Source organism: Streptomyces sp. B93 (genome assembly GCF_018070565.1).
Classification (GTDB): domain Bacteria; phylum Actinomycetota; class Actinomycetes; order Streptomycetales; family Streptomycetaceae; genus Streptomyces.
In genome coordinates this window covers 1-24,101 of record NZ_JAGPXL010000008.1, presented here as the reverse complement: position 1 = coordinate 24,101, position 24,101 = coordinate 1, and the positions used below count along the sequence as shown (strand labels likewise).

Sequence of the window (24,101 nt, the reverse complement as noted above, 5' to 3'; positions counted from 1 at the left end):
CCGGCTCGGCGGTCACACCCCGGCAGTTGTCGGCGGCGGACTACCATCACCCCATGACCCGTGTACTGCTCGCCGAGGACGACGCGTCCATCTCGGAGCCGCTGGCCCGCGCACTGCGCAGGGAGGGTTACGAGGTCGAGGTACGTGAGGACGGACCCGCCGCGCTCGACGCGGGCATGCAGGGAGGCATCGACCTGGTCGTGCTCGACCTGGGCCTGCCCGGCATGGACGGCCTGGAAGTGGCGCGGCGACTACGGGCCGAGGGTCACACCGTGCCCATCCTGATCCTCACCGCGCGCGCCGACGAGGTGGACACCGTCGTGGGCCTGGACGCGGGCGCCGACGACTACGTCACCAAGCCGTTCCGCCTCGCCGAACTGCTCGCCCGGGTCCGGGCCCTGCTCCGGCGCGGCGCCGCCGAACCGCAGCAGCCGCCCGCCACCCACGGCGTCCGCATCGACGTCGAGTCGCACCGCGCCTGGATGGGCGACGAGGAACTCCAGCTCACCGCCAAGGAGTTCGACCTGCTGCGGGTCCTCGTCCGGGACGCGGGCCGCGTCGTCACCCGCGACCAGCTGATGCGCGAGGTCTGGGACACCACCTGGTGGTCGTCGACCAAGACCCTCGACATGCACATCTCCTGGCTGCGCAAGAAGCTCGGCGACGACGCCGCCAACCCGCGCTACATCGCCACCGTGCGCGGAGTGGGTTTCCGCTTCGAGAAGAGCTGAACCCGTGAGTAAGAGGACATGCGCCGCCGACTGATCCAGTCCACGCTCGCCGTGGTGCTCGTGGTGATCGCCGTGTTCGGCGTCTCCCTCGTCATCGTGGAGACCCGCACCATCACCGCCAGCGCCCAGGAGCGCGTCGACTCCGAGGCCGTACGGCTGGCCAGCATCGTCGACAGCCGCATCCTCGCCGCCGAGAAGATCACCCCCGAACTCCTCGGCGACCAGTTCGGCGCCGACCAGTACGCCGTCATCCGCATCCCCGACCGCGCCCCCATCGAGGTCGGCGACCGGCCCGACGGCGATGTCATCGAAGCCACCCGCACCGGCGAGGAGGGCGAGACGGTCACCGTCCAGGAGCCGCGCTCGGCGGTCACCCGGGAGGTCGCCCGCACCCTGCTGATCATCGGCGCGGTGGCGCTGCTCGCCGTGATCGCCGCCGTCCTGCTCGCCGTACGCCAGGCCAACCGGCTCGCCTCCCCGCTCACCGACCTCGCCGAGACCGCCGAACGCCTCGGCTCCGGCGACCCCCGCCCCCGCCACAAGCGGTACGGCGTCCCCGAGCTGGACCGCGTCGCCGATGTCCTGGACTCCTCCGCCGAGCGCATCGGCCGGATGCTCACCGCCGAACGACGGCTCGCCGCCGACGCCTCCCACCAGCTGCGCACCCCGCTGACCGCGCTGTCCATGCGCCTGGAGGAGATCACCCTCACCGACGACCCGGACACCGTGAAGGAGGAGGCGACCATCGCCCTCGCCCAGGTGGAGCGGCTCACCGACGTCGTGCAGCGGCTGCTGACCAACTCCCGCGACCCGCGCACCGGCTCCGCCGTCACCTTCGACATCGACGAGGTCATCCAGCAGCAGCTCGCCGAGTGGCGCCCCGCCTACCGCAGCGCGGGCCGCGCCATCGTCAGCTCCGGCAAACGGCATCTGCACGCCGTGGGCACCCCGGGCGCGGTCGCCCAGGTGCTGGCGGCACTGATCGAGAACTCCCTGATGCACGGCGGCGGCACGGTCGCCCTGCGCACCCGCGTCACCGGCAACCAGGCCGTCATCGAGGTCACCGACGAGGGCCCCGGCGTCCCCGCCGACCTCGGCGCCCGGATCTTCGAGCGGGCGATCAGCGGACGCAACTCCACCGGCATCGGCCTCGCGGTCGCCCGGGACCTCGCGGAGGCGGACGGGGGACGCCTGGAGATGCTCCAGGCCACACCGCCGGTGTTCGGGCTGTTCCTGTCCCGTACGCCGGTCAGGAAGGACGCCGGGGAGGAGCGGCGCACCGTCCGGTAGCGAGACGCCGTCCGGTAGCGAGACACCGGGCGGTAGCGAGACACCGGGCGGTAGCGAGACGCCGGGCGGTAGCGAGACGCCGGGCGGTAGCGAGACGCCGGGCGGTAGCGAGACGCCGGGCGGTAGCGAGACGCCGGGCGGTAGCGAGACGCCGGGCGGTTCTCACACCCGGGCGCGCTGCGGCGGGCTGACCCGCTCGGTGGCGAGGGGCTGTTCCGGAAGGGGCACCGGCGCCGGCGCCGGCTCCGGCAGCGCCCGGAACACCCACGTCCGGTACGACCAGAAGCGGAACAGGGTCGCGATGCCGATGCCGAGGAACTTGAAGACGTTGTTCTGGAGCGGGCTGTCCCAGCCGAACCCGTAGGTCGCCGCGAACAGCACACCGTTCTCGATCAGCAGCCCCACCCCGCTGAAGAGCAGGAACAGGGTCATCTCGCGGGTGCGCGCGTTCTTGTCACGGTCGCGGTAGGTGAAGTAGCGAAAGCCCAGGTAGTTGGAGACGATCGCCACGACCGTCGCGATCACGCTCGCGCGCACCACCGGCAGGTCGGTCACGGCGCGCACCAGGTTGAACACGAGGAGGTTGACGAGCAGGCCCGCACCGCCCACGGCACCGAACTTCGCGACCTCGCGCGTCAGCCGTTCGACGCGCACGCGCAGTGCGCTGGGGGGCTTGGTCTGGAGCCCCGAGGAGGCACGTCCCATGGTCGTGCGGCCCCCATCCGTCGGTATCGTCAACCCGGCCATGCTAACCATCCCCCCTGAGTGATCGCTTGTGGACGGCCCGGAGGTCCACGATCCGGCCACTGCGGCGCGCCGGATACCCTGGGGGCGTGACGTTCCCGGTAGTCGGCATGGTCGGCGGTGGCCAGCTCGCTCGTATGACACACGAGGCGGGCATCCCGCTCGGCATCAGGTTCAAGCTCCTCAGTGACACCCCCCAGGATTCCGCGGCACAGGTCGTGAACGAGGTCGTCGTCGGCGACTATCGCGACCTGGACACGCTGCGCGCCTTCGCACGCGGCTGCGATGTGATCACCTTCGATCACGAGCATGTCCCGACCGAGCACCTGCGGGCCCTCGAAGCGGACGGCATCCCCGTCCGCCCCGGCCCGGACGCGCTGGTCCACGCCCAGGACAAGGGCGTGATGCGGGCGAAGCTCGACGCGATCGGCGTGCCCTGCCCGCGGCACCGCATCGTGGCCGACCCGCAGGACGTGGCCGCGTTCGCGGCCGAAGGCCTTCCCGAGGGTGCCGAGGGCGACGGTTTCCCCGTGGTCCTCAAGACCGTCCGCGGCGGCTACGACGGCAAGGGCGTGTGGGTCGTGCGCTCCGTCGAGGAGGCCGAGGCCCCGTTCCGCGCCGGGGTGCCCGTGCTCGCCGAGGAGAAGGTCGACTTCGTCCGCGAACTCGCGGCGAACGTCGTCCGCTCCCCGCACGGCCAGGCCGTCGCCTACCCGGTCGTGGAGTCCCAGCAGGTCGACGGGGTCTGCGACACGGTCATCGCGCCCGCCCCCGGCCTCGACGAGTCCCTCGCCCTGGCGGCCGAGGAGATGGCGCTGCGCATCGCCAAGGAACTCGGCGTCGTCGGCCACCTCGCCGTCGAACTGTTCCAGACCCGCGACGGCCGCGTCCTCGTCAACGAACTGGCGATGCGTCCGCACAACTCGGGCCACTGGACCCAGGACGGCGCGATCACCAGCCAGTTCGCCAACCACGTCCGGGCCGTCCTCGACCTGCCGCTGGGCGACCCCCGCCCGCGCGCCGAGTGGACCGTCATGGTCAACGTCCTCGGCGGCGACTACCCCGACATGTACTCCGCGTACCTGCACTGCATGGCCCGCGACCCCCAGCTGAAGATCCACATGTACGGCAAGGACGTGAAGCCCGGCCGCAAGGTGGGCCACGTCAACACCTACGGCGACGACCTCGACGACGTGCTGGAGCGCGCCCGTCACGCTGCCGGATACCTGAGAGGGACGATCACCGAATGAGCACCGGCGCAGGCCCCGTCGTAGGCATCGTCATGGGGTCGGACTCCGACTGGCCCGTCATGGAGGCCGCCGCCAAGGCCCTCGACGAGTTCGAGATCGCCTACGAGGTCGACGTCGTCTCCGCGCACCGCATGCCGCGCGAGATGGTCGCCTACGGCGAGCGGGCCGCCGACCGCGGGCTCAAGGTGATCATCGCCGGTGCGGGCGGCGCCGCCCACCTGCCCGGCATGCTCGCCTCTGTGACCCCGCTGCCGGTGATCGGCGTACCCGTGCCGCTGAAGTACCTCGACGGCATGGACTCGCTGCTGTCCATCGTGCAGATGCCCGCCGGAGTGCCCGTCGCCACCGTCTCCGTCGCCGGGGCCCGCAACGCCGGTCTCCTCGCCGCCCGCGTCCTCGCCACCCACGACGAGGACCTGCTCTCCCGCATGCGCGACTTCCAGCAGGACCTCAACGACCAGGCCACCGAGAAGGGCAAGCGGCTGCGCGCCAAGGTCGACGGGGCCGCGGGCTTCGGCTTCGGCGCCGGGAAGTGACGGGCATGAGCGCGCTGGAGCGGGCCAGGGAACTGCTGCGCGAGTTCCCCGTCGTCGACGGCCACAACGACCTGCCCTGGGCGCTGCGCGAACAGGTCCGCTACGACCTCGACGCCCGCGACGTCGGCACCGACCAGCGCGCCCACCTGCACACCGACATCCCCCGGCTGCGCGCGGGCGGCGTCGGCGCGCAGTACTGGTCGGTGTACGTCCGCTCGGACCTGCCCGACCCGGTCCCCGCGACGCTGGAGCAGATCGACTGCGTACGGCAGCTGCTCGCCCGCTACCCACAGCACCTGCGTCCGGCGTTCACCGCCGCCGACCTCGAGGCCGCGCGTGCCGAGGGCCGGATCGCCTCGCTGATGGGCGCGGAGGGCGGCCACTCCATCGCCAACTCGCTGGCGACCCTGCGCGCGCTGTACGCCCTCGGCGTGCGCTACCTCACCCTCACCCACAACGACAACGTGGCCTGGGCGGACTCCGCGACCGACGAACCGGTCGTCGGGGGCCTGTCGGCGTTCGGCCGCGCGGTGGTGCGGGAGATGAACCGCGAGGGCATGCTCGTGGACCTCAGCCATGTCGCCGCGACGACGATGCGGGACGCGCTGGACACCTCCGTCGCACCGGTGATCTTCTCCCACTCCTCGGCGCGGGCCGTCTGCGACCACCCCCGCAACATCCCCGACGACGTGCTGGAGCGGCTGCCCGGCAACGGCGGTGTCGCCATGGCGACCTTCGTGCCGAAGTTCGTGCTCCAGGCCGCCGTCGACTGGACCGCCGCCGCCGACGACAACATGCGCGCGCACGGCTTCCACCATCTCGACACCACCGCCGAGGCGATGAAGGTGCACCGCGCCTTCGAGGAGGAGCACCCGCGCCCGGTCGCCACCGTCGCCACGGTCGCCGACCACCTCGACCACATGCGCGACGTCGCGGGCATCGACCACATCGGCGTCGGCGGCGACTACGACGGCACGGCGTTCCTGCCCGACGGCCTCGACGACGTCTCCGGCTACCCCAACCTGATCGCCGAACTTCTCGACCGCGGCTGGTCCAGGGCGGACCTGGCCAAGCTGACCTGGCAGAACGCGGTACGCGTGCTGGACGCGGCGGAATCGGTGGCCCGCGACCTGAAGGCCACCCGGGGCCCGTCGAACGCGACGCTGGAGCAACTGGACGGCTGACGCCACCGGGACGGGGCGACCCCCGGCCGGGCCATACCCCGAACGCACCATCCACCTCGAAGCCCCCCGTACCGCGTGCGACGGTGACCGTACAGCGATCACCGCGCACGCACGGAGGGCCGCATGGCAGAACTCCAGGACGATCTGCACCCCACCACCGAGGTCGCCGACCTCGACGGGCTGCCCCTGGACGACCCTCTCCCGACGGGAACCACCGGAACCGCCGCCCCCGCCACGGACCCGGACACCGGCCTCCTCCAACGCGCCCACGCCCTGCTCGCCGAACACCCCGTCGCCGACGGCTACAGCGGGCTGCCCTGGGCGTTGCGGCACCTGCCCTGGTACGACCTCGAACTGGGCGAGTCCGCCGTCGACACCGACGTACCACGGCTGCGGGAAGGCCATGTCGGCGCCCTGTTCTGCTCCCTCCACCTGCCCGAGGGCCTCGCGGCGGACCGGGCCGTGGCCACCACCCTGGAACAGCTGGACCTGGTCCGCACGATCATCGCGGGCCACCCCGAGGGACTACGGCCGGCCCGCACCGCCGGAGAGGTCCTCGACGCCCGCGCCTGCGGCCGCACCGCCGTCCTGCTGGGCCCCGCCGCGGGCGCCGCCCTCGACGACTCCCTCGGCATCCTGCGCCTCCTGCACGACCTCGGCCTGCGCGTGATCACCCTCACCGGCACCTCCTGGGCGAGCGAGGCGGGGCTGACCCGGTTCGGCGAGGAGGTCGTCCGGGAGATGAACCGGCTCGGCGTCCTCATCGACCTCTCCGGCGCCTCCGACCAGACCGGCGCCCGGGTCCTCGCCGTGTCCAAGGCCCCCGTCCTGTGCACCCGCTCCGCCGCCCGCGCGCTGCGCCCCCACCCGGCCAACCTGCCCGACGACCTGCTCGCCGAGCTGGGCGCCGCGCAGGGCCTGGTCATGGTGCCGCTGACCGCCGCGCAGACCGGCTCGACCGTCCGGGACGTCGCCGACCACCTCGACCACGTACGCGCGGTCGCGGGCCCGGAGTGCGTCGGCCTGTCCGGCACCTACGACACCGGCAGCGCCCACCCGCAGGAGCTGGGCGACGCCTCCTGCTACCCGTACCTGGTCGCCGAACTCCTCCGGCGCGGCTGGACCGACACCGACCTGGCCCTGCTGACCTGGGGCAACCTCCAGCGCGTCCTGCGCACCGCCGACTTCACGGCCCGCGCCGCCCAGACCCGCCGCGAGCCGTCCACGGCCCAGATCGCCGACCTGGACGGCTGAGCGGAACGTGCGGCTAGGACGGACCCGGGTTCCGCTCGATCCGGCACAGGCAGAACGGATGCCCGGCCGGATCGGCGTACACCCGGAAGTCCTTCGACTCGAAGTCCTCCGCGTCCAGCACCCGGGCGCCCAGCGCGATCACCCGCTTCTCCGCCAGGTCGATCTCCTCCCAGGTCGACCCGGCGTCGAGGTCGATGTGGAACTGCTGGGAGTTGCGGTCGGCGCGCGGCCACTCCGGGGGCGTGTACCCCTCCGCCCGCTGGAAGGTGAGCCGGGGACCGCCGGGGACCTGGAGCACGACCCAGTCGGGATCGTCGCTCTCCGGTTCACCGCCGACGATCTCCGCGTAGAACCGGGCGAGGGCGCGCGGGTCGGGGCAGTCGAGGACGACGGAACGGAAGCGGGCGACGCGTGGCATGAACTCCTCCGGGAAACTCCTGTGGACCGACCGGGTCAGCTGGCGCAGAGGCAGAACGGGTGCCCTGCCGGATCGGCGTACACACGCCAGGAACGCGACCGGTCCTCGGCGTCCAGCACCTTCGCGCCCAGCTCCAGCACGCCCCGCTCGGCCGCGTCCAGGTCGTCGACGGTCAGGTCCAGGTGGAACTGCTGGGAGTCCTGGTCGGCGCGCGGCCACTGCGGCGGGGTGAAGCCGGGCGCGGCCTGGAACGCCAGCGAGGGCCCGCCGGGCACCTTGAGGTCCACCCAGGACAGGTCCTCCTGCGCCTCCACCTCACCGCCCAGCACCCCGGCGTAGAAACCGGCCAGCGCGCGCGGGTCGGGACAGTCCAGGACGACGACGTCCAGCTTGGCGAGAGCCATGACTTCCTCCTCGAAGCTCACAGATACTCAGGGACCGGTTACCTCTAGAGCCGGGTAACCGGTAACGGTTACTGCATGCTCCCGCATTGGCGGTAACGTCGCAACCATGAATGACAGAGCGCCCGCGCCGGGCGGCCTCGCCCTGGTCGAGGCGCTGGTGAACACGGTGGACCTGGAATCGGGTGCCGACACGCTGGACACCGCCGAGGGCCGCGCCCGCTTCGGGATCGAGGAACGCGACCTGACGGACGTACGCCGACTGCGCGAGTCGCTGCGCGCGGCCTGTCTGGCCCACGCCGGGCACCCGCCGCACGCCCCGGTGACCCCGCTCGGCGAGCTGCTCGCCGCCGCCCCCCTCTACATCGCGGTCGACCAGCGGGACGGCTCGGCCACCCTCGTGCCCGCCGACGGCGGCCCCTTGCTCTCCCGGGTCGCCGCCGCCGTCGCCGAGGCGCTCACGGCGGGCACCTGGGACCGGCTGAAGGCCTGTGAGCTGCCCGAATGTCACTGGGCGTACTACGACCGCAGCCCCGCGGGACGCGGCCGCTGGTGCTCCATGTCGGTGTGCGGGGCCCGCGCCAAGATGCGCCGTTACCGGGCGAAGGGGACGTGAGCCCCCGGCATGTGGTGCAGAATGCGTGCAGACACCGGTTCGGCCGACTGAGCCTCGGCCGAACCGGTGTCGCTCGCTACGGCTAGGCGGTCGGGCGCCCCATAGCCCGGTACGTCCATCCCGCCCGCCGCCACAGCTCCGGGTCGAGGGCGTTGCGGCCGTCCAGGACGACGCGGGCCGCGGCGACCTCACCGAGCGCGGCCGGGTCCAGCTCGCGGAACTCGCGCCATTCGGTCAGGTGCAGTACGACATCGGCGCCGCGTACGGCGTCCAGCGCGGTGTCGGCGTAGCCGAGGGTGGGGAAGATCCGGCGGGCGTTCTCCATGCCCTTGGGGTCGTAGACGGTGACCTGGCCGCCCTGGAGGTGGATCTGGCCCGCGACGTTCAGCGCGGGGGAGTCGCGGACGTCGTCGGAGTCGGGCTTGAAGGTGGCGCCGAGCACCGCGACCCGCTTGCCCAGGAACGGCCCGCCGCCCAGCGCCTGCCGGGCCAGCTCGACCATCTGCCCGCGCTGGCGCATGTTGATCGAGTCGATCTCGCGCAGGAAGGTCAGCGCCTGGTCGGCCCCCAGCTCACCGGCGCGCGCCATGAAGGCGCGGATGTCCTTGGGCAGACAGCCACCCCCGAACCCGATCCCGGCCCGCAGGAACTTCTTCCCGATCCGGTCGTCGTGCCCGATCGCCTCGGCCAGCTTGGCCACGTCCCCGCCGGCCGCCTCGCACACCTCGGCCATGGCGTTGATGAAGGAGATCTTGGTGGCGAGGAAGGAGTTGGCGGAGGTCTTCACCAGCTCGGCGGTCGGGAAGTCGGTGACGACGAACGGCGAGCCCTCCTCGACCGGCGTGGCGTACACCTCGCGCAGCAGCTTCTCGGCGCGCTCGCTGCGCACACCGGCCACGATCCGGTCGGGGTGCAGGGTGTCCTTGACGGCGAACCCCTCCCGCAGGAACTCCGGGTTCCAGGCCAGCTCGGCGTCGGCCCCGGCGGGCGCGTGCTCGGCGAGGTAGTCGGCGAGCCGGTCGGCGGACCCGACGGGCACGGTGGACTTCCCGACGACGAGGGCGGGCCCGGTCAGGTGCGGAGCGAGGGAGGCGAAGGCGGCCTCGACGTACGACATGTCGCACGCGTACTCCCCGTGCCGCTGCGGTGTGTTCACACAGACGAAGTGGACATCGCCGAAGGCGGCGACCTCGGCGTAGTCGGTGGTGAACCGCAGCCGCCCGCTGGCCCCCTCGATCCCGGCGACGTGCCTGCGCAGCAGCTCCTCGAGCCCCGGCTCGTACATCGGGACCTCGCCGCGCTGGAGCATCTTGATCTTCTCCGGCACGACGTCGAGCCCCAGCACCTCGAAGCCCAGCTCGGCCATGGCCGCCGCGTGTGTGGCGCCGAGGTAGCCGGTACCGATCACGGTGATCTTGAGGGCCATGCGTGCTCCTGGGGAAATACGGCGTGGATGCGCTGGTCGAGCATAGCCCGGAGGGCTGTTGGGAAGATTTCCCGCTGTCGCCAAACTCACGTATCCCCGGAGGCGGGGCGACCTCTAAAATTTGGGTTACTTAACGGTAGTTAGCAAGGCTAGTAAGCAACGGCTGTTAGCGACGACAGTGAGCGTCACCATCGCATCGTTCTGGAGCGTGAGAGACCTTGGCCGGATCGGCTGACTTCGACCTGTACCGCCCGTCCGAGGAGCACGACATGCTCCGCGACGCCGTCCGCGCGCTGGCCGAGGCGAAGATCGCGCCGTTCGCCGCCGCGGTGGACGAGGACGCCCGCTTCCCGCAGGAGGCGCTGGACGCCCTGGTGGCGAACGACCTGCACGCCGTGCACGTCCCCGAGTCCTACGGCGGCGCGGGCGCCGACGCGCTCGCCACGGTGATCGTGATCGAGGAGGTGGCCCGCGTCTGCGCGTCGTCCTCCCTCATCCCGGCGGTCAACAAGCTGGGCTCCCTGCCGGTGATCATCTCCGGCTCGGAGGAGCTGAAGAAGAAGTACATGACCCCGCTCGCCAAGGGCGACGGCATGTTCTCCTACTGCCTCTCGGAGCCGGACGCGGGCTCGGACGCGGCGGGCATGAAGACGAAGGCGGTCCGCGACGGCGACCACTACGTCCTCAACGGCGTGAAGCGCTGGATCACCAACGCGGGCGTCTCGGAGTTCTACACGGTGATGGCGGTGACGGACCCCTCGAAGCGCTCGAAGGGCATCTCGGCCTTCGTCGTCGAGAAGTCCGACGAGGGCGTCTCCTTCGGCGCCCCGGAGAAGAAGCTCGGCATCAAGGGCTCCCCGACCCGCGAGGTCTACCTCGACAACGTCCGCATCCCGGCCGACCGCATGCTCGGCGAGGAGGGCACGGGCTTCGCCACGGCGATGAAGACCCTGGACCACACCCGCATCACCATCGCCGCCCAGGCCCTCGGCATCGCCCAGGGCGCCCTGGACTACGCCAAGGGCTACGTCCAGGAACGCAAGCAGTTCGGCAAGCCGATCGCCGACTTCCAGGGCATCCAGTTCATGCTCGCCGACATGGCCATGAAGATCTCCGCCGCCCGCGCCCTGACCTACCAGGCCGCCGCCGCCTCCGAACGCGGCGACGCGGACCTGACGTACCTCGGCGCCGCCGCCAAGTGCTTCGCGTCCGACGTCGCCATGGAGGTCACCACGGACGCGGTCCAGCTCCTCGGCGGCTACGGCTACACCCGCGACTACCCGGTCGAGCGCATGATGCGCGACGCCAAGATCACCCAGATCTACGAGGGCACGAACCAGGTCCAGCGCATCGTGATGGCCCGCAACCTGCCGTAACCGGCCGCCGAAGGAACCCCCGGCCGGCGTGGCCGGGGCTCGAGGGCGGCACCAAGACCCCCGCGGTGACCTACAACCAGGCCGCCGTACGCGCCGCGCACAAAGCAGGAATGGTGTCGGTGGAAGCCCCCTCCACCGTGAGCTGGGCGGCGACGGTCGGCAGGGGTGACCCCGCCCAAGAGGGGTACTGATTGGCGCCTTTGGCTCAGGGAGGGCCCGGGTTTTCCTGGGTCGGGTCTGAGCCAATGCGGCCAATTACCGTCCGGTCCGGTCACCCCTCGGGGCTCTCCTGCCCGGTGTACCGGATGAATTCCGACCACGCGGCGCGTGGAAGCACGAGGCGAGGGCCGTGGGGGTGCTTGGAGTCGCGGATGTGGATGGTGGTGGGGGTCGGGGATATCTCGACGCAGGCGGAGCCTTCTTCGCTGTAGGTCGACTTCTGCCAGGTCTGTTTCGTCATGGGCCGTTCCTCAGATGGACTGGGCGATGCGGTGGATGAGGTCGCGTGACGCGGCTGGCTTCAGGGCTACGGCCTCCATACGGTCCAGGACGAGACGGTACTTCTCGAGTTGTCCTGCCGCGTCGACGAGTGTGCCGCCATGTGCCGTGTCCACCTCGACGGTGTCGAGGGTGGGTACCGGGCCGTGGAAGTAGTCGACGGCGTGGCCTGTAGTGGGGAACGAGGTGCCGTCGAACGGGATGACGCGGAGGCTGACGGCCGGGTGCTCGCTCATCGCGGCGAGGTGGCGCAACTGCGCCCTGGTCACCTCACGGCCGCCGAACTGCATGCGCAGAGCGGCCTCGTGGACGATCGCCGTGTACGACGGCGGCTGCTCGCGGTGCAGGATGGCCTGACGCTTGATGCGGTGGGAGATGCGGTACTCGACCTGATGCGGACGCAGGGCGGGAACCGCCTGGCGGAACAGCGCGCGGGCGTGTTCCGGCGTCTGGAGCAGGCCGGGGATGTTGATGACCTGGGTCACGCGCAGTGCCGTGGCGTGGTGTTCCAACTCGGCTAGGTCAAGGAGTCGGGGCGGCAGGGTGTCGCGGTACTCCTCCCACCAGCCGCGTGTGCGGTCGGCGGCCATGGCGGCGAGGGCGTCGACCAGGGCTTGGTCCGTGCAGTCGTAGATGTGGGCGAGCGCGTGGACGCGGTCCGCGCTGATGCCGAAGCGGTTGGACTCGATGTTGCTGAGCTGCCCGGGAGTCGTGCCCAGGACTCTCGCTGCCTCGGCGGCGGTCATGCCCGCGCGTTCCCGGAGCCGACGCAGTTCCGTGCCGATGCGGAGGCGGCGCGCTGTGGGGATGGGCCTGGGGGGCATGCCCTCGCTCCGTTTCGTACACCTGGCGTAGCGGTCACTCGCAGGAAGGGAAGTGCTGAAGGTTTTGCTCAACTCGGCAAAACCTTCAGTGAACGGACTCTACGGTGAACCCGAGCTGTCCAGCACGCCAAGTCCTTCCGCCCTAGGAGCCGTTCATGGACACCGTATCCCCGCCCGACACCTGGACGTACGCCCTCCGTCTGCCCCACGACCCCCGTGCCGCACGGGTCGCACGGATGACCGTGCGGGCCGCGCTGACCGGGCACGGGAAGGGTGAACACCTGCACGCCGTCGAGCTGTTGGCGTCCGAGCTGGTCACCAACGCCTACCTGCACACCGACGGCCCCGCCTCCCTCCGGCTGACCGCCCTCGCGGACGGGCGTCTGCGCGTCGGGGTCTGGGACAGCCACCCGCACATCCCCGCGCTGCTCCGTGGTCCCGCCCCGGTTGACGCCGAGGGTGGGCGCGGGCTGCGGCTCGTGCAGGAGTACGCCGACTGTTGGGGAGGTTGGGCGATGGGGGAGGGTACGGGGAAACTGCTGTGGTTCGAGGTGGGCGGTGGGGGAGGGGCCGGGTGAAGCGCAGACAGGTGCGGGAGGCCGTGCTGCTGGCGCGGGAGAAGCGGCTCGTGGAGCTGTTGCCGGTGATGCCTGTGGCGCCCGCGCCGTTGGCGGTGGGGGCCAGCTGGTTCATGCGGGGTCTCGCGGTGGCGCTCACCGTCGGGTACCTGCTGTGGGGCGTGGAGCCGGAGGCCTCGCGGTGGGGGTACGACGACTGGTTCTTCCTCGTCTGGGGGCTGGTCGTCTGGGCGTGGCTGGGCAGCAGGCTCGCCCTGGCGCGCATCGGTGCGGACGCGGCGGGCGTGTGGGTGCGGGGCTTCCTCGGTGTCCGGCGGATCGGCTGGGATGAGTTGCGCGGGGTCGAGCCGGGGAACGAGGGCGTGCTGGAGTTCGCCACGGGGGACGGGCCGACCCTCCGTGCGGGGGCCTTCGTGCCGCCGGTGCTTCATCGGCTGCCCGGGGTGCCCGCGACCGCGCAGCGCACCGCCGACCTGCTCACCCTCATGGCCCGCTACCCCGAGCTGCGCCCTACCCGGGCTGCCACGCGGCGGGAGTTGGGGCCGCCCATGGTGCTGTGGGCCCTCGGTGTCCTCGCCCTCGTGGCGGTGGACTGGATGCTGGCCCGCTGACCCGGTTCGCTCAGGCTTCCAGGAGCGGGGCAAGGGCCCGCCGTAGATCCGCAGCGGAGCGGAAGTGCACCGCCCGCATTCCCAGCCCCGTCGCCGCCTCCACGTTCTCCAGCGTGTCGTCCACGAACAGGCACCGGTCGAGACGGGCCCCCGCCCGGTCCGCCGCCAGTTCGAAGATGCGTGGGTCGGGCTTGGCGAGGCCCACCCGGGCGCTGCTCACCAGGTGGTCGGCGAGGTCGGTCAGGCCCAGGGACGCCAGGTCCTCCTCCAGTTGGAGGGTCGCGTTGGTGAGGAGGACCAAGGGGACGTGCGCGCGGGCCCGGCGCAGCAGGTCCACCACCGTCTCGTCGGCGTGGAAGGGCTGGTGGGACAGGGTCTGCGCGAGTTGCCTCGCCTGCGCCTCCGGGACCAGCCCCGTGAGGCCCGCCGCCACCGACTCGGCCCACTCGTCCTGGGTGACCTGGCCGAGGAGGAGGGGCAGGTCCGTTTCCGGGGCGAAGGCGATCTTCATCGTGGTGCCCTCGGCCAGACCGGCGGCGCGCTCCAGGGCCAGCAGTTCCGTCGGGTCGTAGAAGCGGATGACGTTGTCGACGTCGCACAGGACGGCGTCGAACGGAGCGTCCCCCGCTCCGTCAGTCACTCGTCACCGTGACCTTCTCGTCGTTGTTCAACTGCTCCACCAGCGTCTTCACCTTGGCCTTGTCCCAGATGAGGTTGCCGCCGGAGGAGCCGGAGATCGGCATGTTCATGGACGTGCCCTCGCCGCCGCTGACGCTCTTCATGCCCCAGAACATGGAGGCGAGGTCGAACAGGCCCATCTCCTTGTCGACGATGAGGGAGTCGAGGCCCGCGCCCATGGTCGGGTACAGCTTGAACGGGTTGAGGACCGTGCCCGGCGTGGCGACCTGGTTGGCGAGGGCGGAGAGGAACTTCTGCTGGTTCTTGGTGCGGTCCAGGTCGGACCCGGCGAGCGCGTAGCGGGTGCGGACGAAGGCGAGCGCCTCCTCGCCGTTCAGGGTCTGCTTGCCCTTCTTCAGGTCGGCGCCGGACTTGGTGTCCTTGATGTCCTGCGGGATGTCGATCTCGACGCCGCCGACCGCGTCGACGATGTTCGCGAAGCCCGCGAAGCCGATCTCGACGTAGTGGTCGATGTGCAGGCCGGTGTTGAACTCGACCGTGCGGACCAGCAGTTCGGGGCCGTCCTCGGCGTAGGCGGCGTTCAGCTTCACGTGGCGGCCCGTGCCCTGGTACGTCTTGCCGGACTCGGAGCCCACGAAGGTGGGGATCTCCACGTCGGAGTCGCGGGGCAGGGAGATGAGGGTGGAGCCGTTGTCGCCGGTGTGCAGGATCATCATCGAGTCCGTGCGCTTGCCCTCGGCGGACCCGGTGTGCAGTTCCTTCTTCTCCTCGGCGGACATGCCCTCGCGGCTGTCGGAGCCGACGATCAGGTAGTTGGTGCCCTCGCCCGCCTCGGGTCTGTCGATCACCTTGGACAGGTCGACCTCGCGGTTGAGCTTGGAGTCGGCCCAGAAGTAGGTGCCGATGGTGGTGACCAGCAGGACGGTCACGACCGTGATCGCGGTGATCTTGATGCGGCGCCGCCAGTTCGGCGCGGGGCGCGGTTCGCCGTACCCGCCCCCGCCGCCGGGGCCCCGGCCGCCGGGGCTGCCGTAGACCTGGCCGGTGTTGTAACCGCTGTCGTAGCCCGCCTCACCGTGTCCGTCGACGTACGACGGCTGCTGCGGGACGCCAGCCGGATACGGCGGTGCCGCCTGGCCCCCGCCGGGGGGTACCGAGGGTCCGCGCCGCACCTGGCGCATGACGCGGGCGCTCTCGGGCTGCGCACCGGAGCTGCCGCGTCCGTACCGGGTGCCGCGGTTGTCGTCGGACCACCCCTGGGGCCAATCGTTCATGCGCCCAGTCTGCCGGTCGCGGCCGTGGTCCTTACAAGGGATGGCGGAAAATAGGAGCGCCGCTGTTGCGAAGCTGACACAAAAACCCCGGATGTCGCTTCGGCATAAGGTGGAGGCCATGACAGACCAGGCCAGCGCACCGGAGCCGGAGAACCCCGGCATCACGGATATACCCGCCGAGGCGGACCTGCCGGGCAAGCCCACCTCCGCTTCCCGGACCACGCTCAGCCACATCATGACCCACAGCGACACCAACCTGCTGGGCACCGTGCACGGTGGCGTGATCATGAAGCTCGTCGACGACGCCGCCGGGGCCGTCGCCGGCCGGCACAGCGGCGGTCCCGCCGTCACCGCCTCCATGGACGAGATGGCGTTCCTCGAACCCGTCCGCGTCGGCGACCTCGTCCATGTGAAGGCCCAGGTCAACTGGACCGGCCGGACCTCCATGGAGGTCGGCGTACGCGTCCTCGCCGAGCGCTGGAACGAGTCCGCCCCGCCCACCCAGGTCGGCTCCGCCTACCTGGTCTTCGCCGCCGTCGACGCCGACGGCAAGCCCCGCCGGGTGCCGCCGGTCCTGCCGGAGACCGAGCGCGACAAGCGCCGCTTCCAGGAGGCCCAGATCCGCCGCACCCACCGCCTGGCCCGCCGCCGCGCGATCACGGAGCTGCGCGCCCAGCGGGCGGCCGAGGGCTTCGAGGACTGAGACGGCCCACGGAGGCCAGTGCTACGGGCACTTCACCTCGTCGCCCCGCACCACCGGCGACTCCCCCTGCGCGGGCCGCTCCTGCGGCCGTACCTTCCGCACCTGGCGGAAGTCCGAGCCGACGATCACCTTCAGGGTCGCCCCCTGCCCCCGCACCGCCCGCAGCTCGCTGCCCGGCAGGGCCGCTGCGAGGGACTTGGCGGAGCGGTCCCAGCGGGGGTCGTAGGCGACGACCGTACGGCTCACGGAGGTGTCGGCCGCGTTCGCGGGCAGGCCGGTGGTGCGGAACCCGGCCGCCGCCAGCGCGGTGTCGACGCGTTTGCCGAGTCCGGCGGTCGGGGTGCCGTTCTCCACCTGGACGCGGATCTCCGACGGCGCCACCTCGACCCGCGGCACCGGGGTGCTCTTCGGCCGCTCCGCGGACAGCGGCCGGTCCTCGCGCAGGGCCTGGAAGAGCCGCCCCGCCTTGACGGGGTCCCACTTCAGCGTCGAACCGACGCCTTCGACGGCGTACCCCATCTGCCCGATCGGGACGGTGGTGAACTCGGAGGACGAAGGGGAGAAGTTCCGCATCGCCCGGCCCAGCGCCAGCAGTTCGTCCGTGCCGAAGCCCTCGTCCGCGCGGACCGAGCCCAGCACGGCCCGGGTGACGTCCCGGAACTTCATCGGGTTCAGCAGCACCCCGGAGGACGTCGCCCGGTCCACGAGCGCGGCGAGGAAACGCTGCTGCCGCTCCATCCGCCCCAGGTCGGAGGCGCCGTCGACATAGCGGGCGCGGACGTACTGGAGGGCCTGGCCGCCGTTGAGGTCATGCGTCCCGGCGGGCAGGTCGAGGCCGCTGTGGGAGTCCTTCAGCGGCTTGGCGGTGCACATCTTCACCCCGCCGAGGACGTCGACGGTCTTCATGAAGCTGGTGAAGTCGACCTCCAGGTAGTGGTCGATCTTCACCCGGGTCATCTGCTCCACGGTCCGCACGGTCAGCTGCGGCCCGCCCTCCGCGTACGCCGCGTTCAGCTTGATGGGGTGCGGCCGGTGCCGGGCGCCGGTGGTGGCGTCGGTGTGCGCGGGCAGTTCGGCGTACGAGTCGCGCGGCAGGCTGACGACGCTGGCCCGCTCCCGGTCCTCCGAGATGTGCACGATCATGATCGTGTCGGTGCAGTGGCAGGGCTCACCGCCGAGCCGGTACGCCCGCCGCTCCGCCTCCGAGATCCTGTCGCGGCCGTCGGTGCCGACCAGCAGCACGTTCATGCCGTGCCCGGCGCGCGGCCGGTTCTTCATGTCGCGGAAGGCGTCCACACGGGCGATGTCGGACTCCAGCCCGGTCAGCACCGCGTGCCCGATGCCCGCCGACGCCAGCACCAGCACCGACAGCGTCGTCACCGCCCGCATGGCCCAGCGCGGGCGCCTGGGCCGTACGGGCGGACGTCCGCCCTGGCGCTGCCGCGGGCGGCGCGGCGGCCGGGCTGCGGGGGAGCGGGGCGGGGTGGTGCGGGGCATGGGGACACCTCCGGGGCGGGCGCCGGGGCCGGGCGCTCGGGCCGTGCGTGGAGATCCCGGGCACAAGGGGGCGGGGGATCCGTGAGCACCGTAGGCCCATACGATCTGCTGCCCGGTGTACCGCCCCCGCGGCGCGCATCGCTGTCCCCCGTACGCGGTAACGTGAGGGCCCTATGAACGCCAAGTCCGACGTGCAGCTTCCGCCCGTGTCCGTCATCATGCCCGTCCTCAACGAGGAGCGGCATCTGCGCGGCGCCGTCCGGGCCATCCTCGCCCAGGAGTACGACGGTGAGATGGAGGTCGTGATCGCCCTCGGTCCCTCCACGGACCGCACGGACGAGATCGCGGCCGAGCTGGTCCGGGAGGACCCGCGCGTCCACACCGTCCCCAACCCGACGGGCCGCACCCCCGCCGCGCTGAACGCCGCCATCAAGGCCTCCCGGCACCCGGTGGTCGTCCGCGTCGACGGGCACGGCATGCTCTCGCCCGACTACATCGCCACCGCCGTACGCCTCCTGGAGGAGACCGGCGCGCAGAACGTCGGCGGCATCATGCACGCCGAGGGCGAGAACGACTGGGAGCACGCCGTCGCCGCGGCGATGACCTCGAAGATCGGCGTCGGCAACGCGGCCTTCCACACCGGCGGTCAGGCGGGCCCGGCAGAGACGGTCTACCTCGGTGTCTTCCGCCGCGCGGCCCTGGAACAGCAGGGCGGCTACAACGAGGAGTTCATCCGCGCCCAGGACTGGGAGCTGAACTTCCGCATCAGGGAAGCGGGCGGGCTGATCTGGTTCTCGCCCGAGCTGAGGGTGTCGTACCGGCCCCGGCCCAGCGTGCGGGCGCTGGCCAAGCAGTACAAGGACTACGGCCGCTGGCGGCACGTCGTCGCCCGTTACCACTCCGGCTCCATCAACCTGCGCTATCTCGCCCCGCCCACCGCGGTGTGCGCGATAGCGGCGGGCCTTGTCGTCGGCGCCCTGCTCACCCCGTGGGGCCTGCTGGTTCCCGGCGGCTACCTCGCGGCGATCGCCGCCGGTTCCGTCCCCGCGGGCAAGGGGCTGCCGCTGAAGGCCCGCCTCCAGATCCCCGTCGCCCTGGCCACCATGCACATGTCGTGGGGCTGGGGCTTCCTGACCAGCCCCAGGTCGCTGGCCAGGAAGGTGATCGCGAGCCGCCGCCCCGCGGTGCGCAGCACGGACACCGCGGAGCTGAGCTGACGCCGGTCAGGACCAGCTGAAGTTCGGGTCCACGTGCATGCACGCCTCGTCGTCGGCACCGTTGAGGACGTCCGCGCTGTCCGGGGTGGTGTTGTCCTGCTCGGGCGCCTCGTAGGCGGTGTCCTCGCGCCAGTCGGCGCCGACGACCAGCGTCACCCCGGACACCTGTGTCGACTTCTTCACCGAACCCAGCGGAATCCCCAGTGACTTGGCCACCGCCTGGGCGTCGCCCTCCAGGTCCGCGCTCGGGTAGCGGACGACGGTCCGGTCCTCGCTCAGGATCGTGGACGGGTCGGCCACGGCGCCCGTGAAGCCCAGCTCCGCCAGCTGACCGGCCACGGTACTGGCCCGCCCGTTGGCGGCGCCCAGCGCCTCGGTGCTGGTGCCGTTCTGCACCTGTACGGCGATCTCCGCGTCCGGGGCGGCCGGGTCGTCGGACTCCTTGTCGTCGGCGTCCCCGGTCTTCTTCGGGGCGTCCTTGCCGTCCAGCGAGATGTCCTCACGCACCAGCCGGAACAGCTGCTCGGCGTCCTCGGTGGGCTCCACCCGGTTGCCGACCAGCCGGTTCGGCATCGTCGTCATGGTGATCCGCTCCGGCTCCACCTTCCGCAGCTCGTTGCTGAGGTCGTAGAGCTTCTTGACGGTGTCCAGGCCCGGGTCGACGGTGAGCGCCTTGGTGGCCTGCTCGGCGAGCTTGCGCAGCTTGTTGGGGCTGCTCAGGGTGGCGTTCTCGCGCAGCTCGCGGACCATCGACGTCATGTACATGTGCTGGGCCTTGGCGCGGGCGAGGTCGCTGCCGTCCTCGAAGCCGTACCGCGTCCGCAGCCACTGGAGGGCCTGCTCGCCCTTGACCGGGTGCGTGCCCTTCTCCAGCTTCAGCCCGGAGCCGTGCCCCTTGCTGTCGCGGGAGTGGATGTTGGCGTCCACGCACACCGGCACCCCGCCGACCGCGTCCGCCATCGACACCACACCGGCGAAGTCGACCATGATGAAGTGGTCGATGTGGATGCCGGTCAGCTCCTGCCAGGTCGCGACCGTGCAGCCGGGCCCGCCGTGACCGAGACTCTCGTTGGTCATGGTCCGGCCGTCGCTGGCGGGGTACACCTCGCCGTCGTCGGGGTCGGTGCACTTCGGTATCTGTACGAGGGTGTCGCGCGGCATGCTGACGACGGACATGTTGGACCGGTCCGCGGACAGGTGCAGCAGCATCTGGACGTCCGCGAGCGGGGGCGCCCCGAACGTCTCCCGGGCGCCGCCGAGCTTCTGGTTCGCCTTGCTGTCGCGCGCGTCGGAGCCGATGAGCAGGATGTTCAGCGGCGTCTGCCCGGCGGCGTTCGGCGTCGGCGCGGCGACCTTGCTGTCCCCGAGGTTGAGGTCGTCCTTCTTGATGTTGTCGTTCAGGTGCTGGTAGTAGAGGTATCCGGCGCCCGCCGTGCCCAGTACCACCACCGAGAGCGCCATCGCCGTCCAGCGCAGTACCCGCCGCCCCCGCGACCCCGCGCCGGTACGGCGCGGTCCGCCGCCCCCGCCGCCGCCGTGGCGGCCGGAACCCGGTGCCTCTTCGTCACCGGTGCGCTCCGCGTCCTTCGTCGCGAGAGGCATGGTGTCCTCCGCCGAAGGCGCCGAGGCCACATCCTCCCGCACACTGCTGCGCGCCAACTGGCCGCCCCTCCCCGCCCTGTACCCGACACGGGTCCGTCCCGCGTCAAGTCAGACGCACGACGGACCCGTTGGGTTACCCCCCAATTTGCGGTCGTCCGGTCACCGAGAGTCAGACTCGGACGAACCCCCTGTTCACAAGCGACCGCTGACGTTCACCGAATGAACGTCAGCTTGCGCACTGGACCTTGTCGGCCGTCGACTTGTCCACGTCCGGTGCCTTCGTCGGTGCGGTGAGCGACACGCCCGCGCCCTTGAAGTCCTCGCCCAGCGTCAGCGTCATCGTCGGCAGGCCCTGCGCGTTCAGGACGCTCTCGCCCGGCTTCATCGCCGAGCCGGACAGCCCCATGATGGCGGCGAGCCGACGGGCCTGGTCGGCCTGGTCCGGCGCGTACTCCAGCGTGGTCTTGCTCAGCTCCTCGTCCGCGTTGCCCGCGTTCTCGGACTTCGTCACGCCCTCTTCCAGCTGGAGCCAGTTGAGCGTCTCCTGCGCGGACCCCGAGGGCGCGCCCCCGTTGAGGATCCTGACCCGCACCTCGGACGCGTCGGCCTTCGCCCCCTCCAGCCGCGCGGCGACGGCGGCCTTCTCCTTCTTCTTCTGCGCCTTCTTCTTCTGCTCGACCTCGGTGAAGGAGACGTCGTTCTTGATGGCTTCGAAGACCGGGGGGGCCGCGGTCTCGTCGAGGACGACCGTCGCCTTGACCGTTTCTGCGGGGTTGTCGACGACCGGGACCGTGGCGAAGGAGATGTTCTTCGGCGGCACCTTCTTCAGCTCCAGCGCGACGTCCTTGAGCGTGCCGACCTTGCCGATGGCGGTGTCCACGGTCAGCGCGTTGGTGGCCGCCTCCGCCAGTTTGAGCAGCTTGGCGGGGCTGGTCAGGGTGTCGCTCGAGGACATCTTGCGCATCAGGGACGCCAGGAACTGCTGCTGCACCTTGATGCGGTCCAGGTCGCCCTGGTTGCCCCAGGCGTGCCGGGTGCGGACGAAGGCGAGCGCCTGTTCGCCCTCGACGGTCGACTCGCCCGCGGGCAGCTTGAGCTTGGAGTCCGGGTCGTCGACCGCCTTCTCGACGCAGACGTCGACGCCGCCCACCGCGGTGGTCAGTGTCTTCACGGCGTTGAAGTCGGCCATCATGAAGTGGTCGACCTCGATGCCCGTGACCGCCTCCACCGTGCGCATGGTGCAGCCGGCGTCCCGGTCGTTCTGGCCCAGGCTGGTGTTGAAGCGTTGCCCGGTGGTCCCGGGGATGACCGTAGTGCTGCCGTCGGAGAGCTTGGTCTCGCAGTCCGGGATGTCCACGATCATGTCGCGCGGGATGCTCAGCACGGTCGCGTTCGACCGGTCCTCGGCCACGTGCAGCAGCAGCGTGGTGTCCGCGTGCCCGACGCTGCCCGCGTCGCCGTAGCCCTCGTTGCCCGCACCGGTGCGCTTGTCGGTGCCGATCAGCAGGATGTTGAAGGCCTCGTCCTTGCTGAAGCCGTTGGCGGCCACGTCACCGACGTCCGTCGTGGAGACGTTGCCCTCCAGGTGCTTGAGGTACAGGTATCCGGCGGTACCGACGGCGACCAGCACGAACGCCATGGTGCCGCCCGTCCACATGACGGCCTTCTTCGCCTTGGACTTCGACTTCTTCGCCGGGCGTCGGGAACGGCGGCGGGGCGGTTCCTCGGGGGCGTCGCGGCGTCTGCGCGGTCCCGGGACGTCGCGGCCCGGCTCGTCCCGGTCCGGCGCGGCGGGCGAGCGGCCGGGCGCAGCCCTGCGACCGCTCGGCACGGTGGCGGTCCCGCCGCTGCCCGGGGAGGCCGCCCTGCGGGGCCTGGGCACCGGTGACTGCGGTGCGGAAGGAGACAGTCGCAGTTCGTATTCGCCGGTGTTCGGATTGAGCACCCACTGGTCGGCGGGATCGATGTCGTCCGCCCGCCCACGGCCTTGCGCGTCCACGGTTGTCTGAATCCTCCGTCGGGGCCACGCGGCGCCTTCCCCCTCAAAGGCGCTCGGGTCTCGTACAAGGTCGCTCACACTATCCGCCCAGCTCAGCGTCGAGCGACGGCGGTGACAAATTCCACGTCCCTACAACCGGGCAAAATCGCCCAATTCATTGGACTGGCGTTCGTCGCCTTGGCGAGTCCTTGGCGAGCGTTTTACTTGCAGGCGTCCTCTGCCGCCGTATTCCCGCGAAAGGTGGGCGCGGGGGAAACGTCGCCTCGGGGGTAGAGCCTGCCGTCGTACCAGTTGCTTCCTTCGTACCGCCCGACATCGTACGACGGTCGACCCGAATCTCCGTGCGAGAAGCCGCTTTCGGGGGAATTCCGCGGAATGTCCTGCGCGACGACCACCGGAGCGTCCCGGCGCAACCGCGCGAACAGCCGCTCCGCCTCCGGTTCGACGAGCTGGTCGCGGTTGGTGTCATTGACGTACGACTCCCGCGGCACCGTCAGGAACTGCACGCGTTCCGTGGGAATGTCGCGCACGCCACGTACGAGTTCGTACAAACCACGCAGACTGGCCAGCCCCGGATCCGTGGTGAGCGACGACGTCGCGGCATCCAGCAGCGGATAGAGCTTCACCGGATTCATCAGTACGTCACTGCTGCGCACCTTGCTGACCAGTGCCCCGAGGAACTGCTGCTGGCGGTCCATGCGGCCGGTGTCGCTGCCGTTGCCGAGGGTCTTGCGGACGCGCACGTACCCCAGTGCCTGCTCACCGTTGAGTTTCACCCGCCCCGCGGGCAGCCGCAGCTTCGCCTGCTTGTCGTTGATGGGTTCCGCGACGCAGACCTCCACCCCGCCCACGGCGTCGACCATCCGTTTGAACCCCTGGAAGTCGACGACCATGTGGTGGTCGACGCGGATATCGGTGAGTTTCTCCACGGTCCGGATCGTGCAGGCCGAACCGCCGATCTGGAACGCGTAGTTGAGCATCGCGAACATCGGCTCGCTGCGGGAGCCGTCCCGCTTCCGGCAGCCCGGCACGTCCACCATCAGGTCCCGGGGGAAGGAGACCGCGGTCGCGCTGCGCCGCCCGCCCGACAGGTGCAGCAGGATCGTGGTGTCGGACCGCTCGGTCCCCGGGTCCCGTCCGTAGCGGGCGTTGCCGGGACCGGCCCGCGAGTCCGACCCGATCAGCAGGATGTTCTGCGCGTCCTTCACGAGGGACGTCGGCCGTTCCTTCTCGAACCGCGCCAGCTCCGCCGCGGCGGCCTCGTCGGGCGTGATGTTCCCGTCCAGCTTCTGGTAGACCGTCCACCCCACCCCGCCAACGGCGACCATCACCAGCGCCGCACAACCCCCCACCCACCGCCCCCAGTGCCGCCGCACCCCCCGCCCTCCGACGGCCGACGCACCCACCCCCGGCCCCAACTGCCCCCCTCCACC

24 protein-coding genes are annotated in these 24,101 nt (G+C 71.1%); 12 read left to right on the top strand and 12 right to left on the bottom strand.

All coding sequences use genetic code 11. The features are described from left to right. Positions 1-53 precede the first annotated feature (53 nt). Positions 54-731 carry a response regulator transcription factor gene (locus tag KBY47_RS10105; RefSeq protein ID WP_210920676.1) on the top strand — a complete coding sequence of 226 codons (678 nt, stop codon included), beginning with the start codon at positions 54-56 and terminating at the stop codon, positions 729-731. An 18-nt stretch (positions 732-749) separates the two neighbouring features. Then, a complete protein-coding gene (locus tag KBY47_RS10100; protein WP_210920675.1) occupies positions 750-2,021 on the top strand; it encodes an ATP-binding protein in 1,272 nt (423 codons plus the stop codon). Between the two features lie 162 nt (positions 2,022-2,183). Here KBY47_RS10100 and KBY47_RS10095 read toward each other — a convergent pair whose 3' ends face one another. Further along, a complete protein-coding gene (locus KBY47_RS10095; RefSeq protein ID WP_210920674.1) occupies positions 2,184-2,726 on the bottom strand; it encodes a GtrA family protein in 543 nt (180 codons plus the stop codon). A gap of 128 nt (positions 2,727-2,854) precedes the next feature. Here KBY47_RS10095 and KBY47_RS10090 point away from each other — a divergent pair, with 128 nt between their 5' ends. The 4 genes from KBY47_RS10090 to KBY47_RS10075 all read left to right on the top strand — a co-directional run bounded on the left by KBY47_RS10090 (position 2,855) and on the right by KBY47_RS10075 (position 6,989). Beyond that, on the top strand, positions 2,855-4,015 hold the full coding sequence (locus tag KBY47_RS10090; RefSeq protein ID WP_210920673.1) for a 5-(carboxyamino)imidazole ribonucleotide synthase: 1,161 nt from the start codon (positions 2,855-2,857) through the stop codon (positions 4,013-4,015). Continuing rightward, on the top strand, positions 4,012-4,551 hold the full coding sequence (purE, locus tag KBY47_RS10085; RefSeq protein ID WP_210920672.1) for a 5-(carboxyamino)imidazole ribonucleotide mutase: 540 nt from the start codon (positions 4,012-4,014) through the stop codon (positions 4,549-4,551). Before KBY47_RS10090 ends, purE begins: the two co-directional genes overlap by 4 nt. A 5-nt stretch (positions 4,552-4,556) precedes the next feature. Next, positions 4,557-5,735 (top strand): dipeptidase, encoded by a 1,179-nt coding sequence (locus KBY47_RS10080; protein ID WP_210920671.1) that lies wholly within the window; start codon positions 4,557-4,559, stop codon positions 5,733-5,735. Between the two features lie 123 nt (positions 5,736-5,858). Then, entirely contained in the window at positions 5,859-6,989 is a 1,131-nt protein-coding gene (locus tag KBY47_RS10075; protein WP_210920670.1) for a dipeptidase, read from the top strand. Between the two features lie 13 nt (positions 6,990-7,002). Here KBY47_RS10075 and KBY47_RS10070 read toward each other — a convergent pair whose 3' ends face one another. Next, a complete protein-coding gene (locus tag KBY47_RS10070) occupies positions 7,003-7,407 on the bottom strand; it encodes a VOC family protein (RefSeq protein ID WP_210920669.1) in 405 nt (134 codons plus the stop codon). A 35-nt stretch (positions 7,408-7,442) separates the two neighbouring features. Further along, positions 7,443-7,811: a VOC family protein gene (locus KBY47_RS10065; RefSeq protein ID WP_210920668.1), complete on the bottom strand. Its 369-nt coding sequence runs from the start codon at positions 7,809-7,811 to the stop codon at positions 7,443-7,445. Between the two features lie 106 nt (positions 7,812-7,917). Here KBY47_RS10065 and KBY47_RS10060 point away from each other — a divergent pair, with 106 nt between their 5' ends. Further along, positions 7,918-8,424 (top strand): CGNR zinc finger domain-containing protein, encoded by a 507-nt coding sequence (locus tag KBY47_RS10060; RefSeq protein ID WP_210920667.1) that lies wholly within the window; start codon positions 7,918-7,920, stop codon positions 8,422-8,424. A gap of 82 nt (positions 8,425-8,506) precedes the next feature. Here KBY47_RS10060 and KBY47_RS10055 read toward each other — a convergent pair whose 3' ends face one another. Next, positions 8,507-9,850, bottom strand: coding sequence for a UDP-glucose/GDP-mannose dehydrogenase family protein (locus KBY47_RS10055; RefSeq protein WP_210920666.1), 1,344 nt, complete (start codon positions 9,848-9,850; stop codon positions 8,507-8,509). A 218-nt stretch (positions 9,851-10,068) separates the two neighbouring features. On the opposite strand from KBY47_RS10055, the gene KBY47_RS10050 reads away from it, so the two are divergent. Beyond that, complete coding sequence (locus KBY47_RS10050; protein WP_282108393.1) at positions 10,069-11,226, top strand: acyl-CoA dehydrogenase; 1,158 nt, start codon at positions 10,069-10,071, stop codon at positions 11,224-11,226. Between the two features lie 271 nt (positions 11,227-11,497). On the opposite strand, the gene KBY47_RS10045 is transcribed toward KBY47_RS10050, so the two are convergent. Both KBY47_RS10045 and KBY47_RS10040 read right to left on the bottom strand, forming a co-directional pair. Next, entirely contained in the window at positions 11,498-11,686 is a 189-nt protein-coding gene (locus KBY47_RS10045; RefSeq protein WP_210920665.1) for a DUF397 domain-containing protein, read from the bottom strand. Between the two features lie 10 nt (positions 11,687-11,696). After that, positions 11,697-12,548, bottom strand: coding sequence for a helix-turn-helix transcriptional regulator (locus KBY47_RS10040; RefSeq protein WP_210920664.1), 852 nt, complete (start codon positions 12,546-12,548; stop codon positions 11,697-11,699). A gap of 155 nt (positions 12,549-12,703) precedes the next feature. Here KBY47_RS10040 and KBY47_RS10035 point away from each other — a divergent pair, with 155 nt between their 5' ends. Then, entirely contained in the window at positions 12,704-13,126 is a 423-nt protein-coding gene (locus tag KBY47_RS10035) for an ATP-binding protein (protein WP_210920663.1), read from the top strand. Further along, positions 13,123-13,737, top strand: coding sequence for a hypothetical protein (locus KBY47_RS10030; protein WP_210920662.1), 615 nt, complete (start codon positions 13,123-13,125; stop codon positions 13,735-13,737). Before KBY47_RS10035 ends, KBY47_RS10030 begins: the two co-directional genes overlap by 4 nt. A 10-nt stretch (positions 13,738-13,747) precedes the next feature. Here the strand turns inward: KBY47_RS10030 and KBY47_RS10025 are convergent, their stop codons facing one another. Continuing rightward, positions 13,748-14,377: an HAD-IA family hydrolase gene (locus KBY47_RS10025; RefSeq protein ID WP_210920661.1), complete on the bottom strand. Its 630-nt coding sequence runs from the start codon at positions 14,375-14,377 to the stop codon at positions 13,748-13,750. Next, positions 14,370-15,650, bottom strand: a complete 1,281-nt coding sequence (locus KBY47_RS10020) for an LCP family protein (RefSeq protein WP_210920660.1) — start codon at positions 15,648-15,650, stop codon at positions 14,370-14,372. Before KBY47_RS10020 ends, KBY47_RS10025 begins: the two co-directional genes overlap by 8 nt. A gap of 118 nt (positions 15,651-15,768) precedes the next feature. On the opposite strand from KBY47_RS10020, the gene KBY47_RS10015 reads away from it, so the two are divergent. Then, on the top strand, positions 15,769-16,353 hold the full coding sequence (locus KBY47_RS10015; protein WP_374103062.1) for an acyl-CoA thioesterase: 585 nt from the start codon (positions 15,769-15,771) through the stop codon (positions 16,351-16,353). A 21-nt stretch (positions 16,354-16,374) separates the two neighbouring features. Here KBY47_RS10015 and KBY47_RS10010 read toward each other — a convergent pair whose 3' ends face one another. Beyond that, complete coding sequence (locus KBY47_RS10010; protein ID WP_210920658.1) at positions 16,375-17,850, bottom strand: LCP family protein; 1,476 nt, start codon at positions 17,848-17,850, stop codon at positions 16,375-16,377. Between the two features lie 173 nt (positions 17,851-18,023). On the opposite strand from KBY47_RS10010, the gene KBY47_RS10005 reads away from it, so the two are divergent. Next, positions 18,024-19,067, top strand: coding sequence for a glycosyltransferase family 2 protein (locus KBY47_RS10005; protein ID WP_210920657.1), 1,044 nt, complete (start codon positions 18,024-18,026; stop codon positions 19,065-19,067). A gap of 6 nt (positions 19,068-19,073) precedes the next feature. Here KBY47_RS10005 and KBY47_RS10000 read toward each other — a convergent pair whose 3' ends face one another. From KBY47_RS10000 to KBY47_RS09990, 3 genes are all read right to left on the bottom strand, one after another. Beyond that, positions 19,074-20,669 carry an LCP family protein gene (locus KBY47_RS10000; protein ID WP_210920656.1) on the bottom strand — a complete coding sequence of 532 codons (1,596 nt, stop codon included), beginning with the start codon at positions 20,667-20,669 and terminating at the stop codon, positions 19,074-19,076. Between the two features lie 226 nt (positions 20,670-20,895). Next, entirely contained in the window at positions 20,896-22,668 is a 1,773-nt protein-coding gene (locus KBY47_RS09995) for an LCP family protein (protein ID WP_210920655.1), read from the bottom strand. Between the two features lie 200 nt (positions 22,669-22,868). Then, positions 22,869-24,086, bottom strand: a complete 1,218-nt coding sequence (locus tag KBY47_RS09990) for an LCP family protein (RefSeq protein WP_247694498.1) — start codon at positions 24,084-24,086, stop codon at positions 22,869-22,871. Positions 24,087-24,101: the final 15 nt, after the last annotated feature.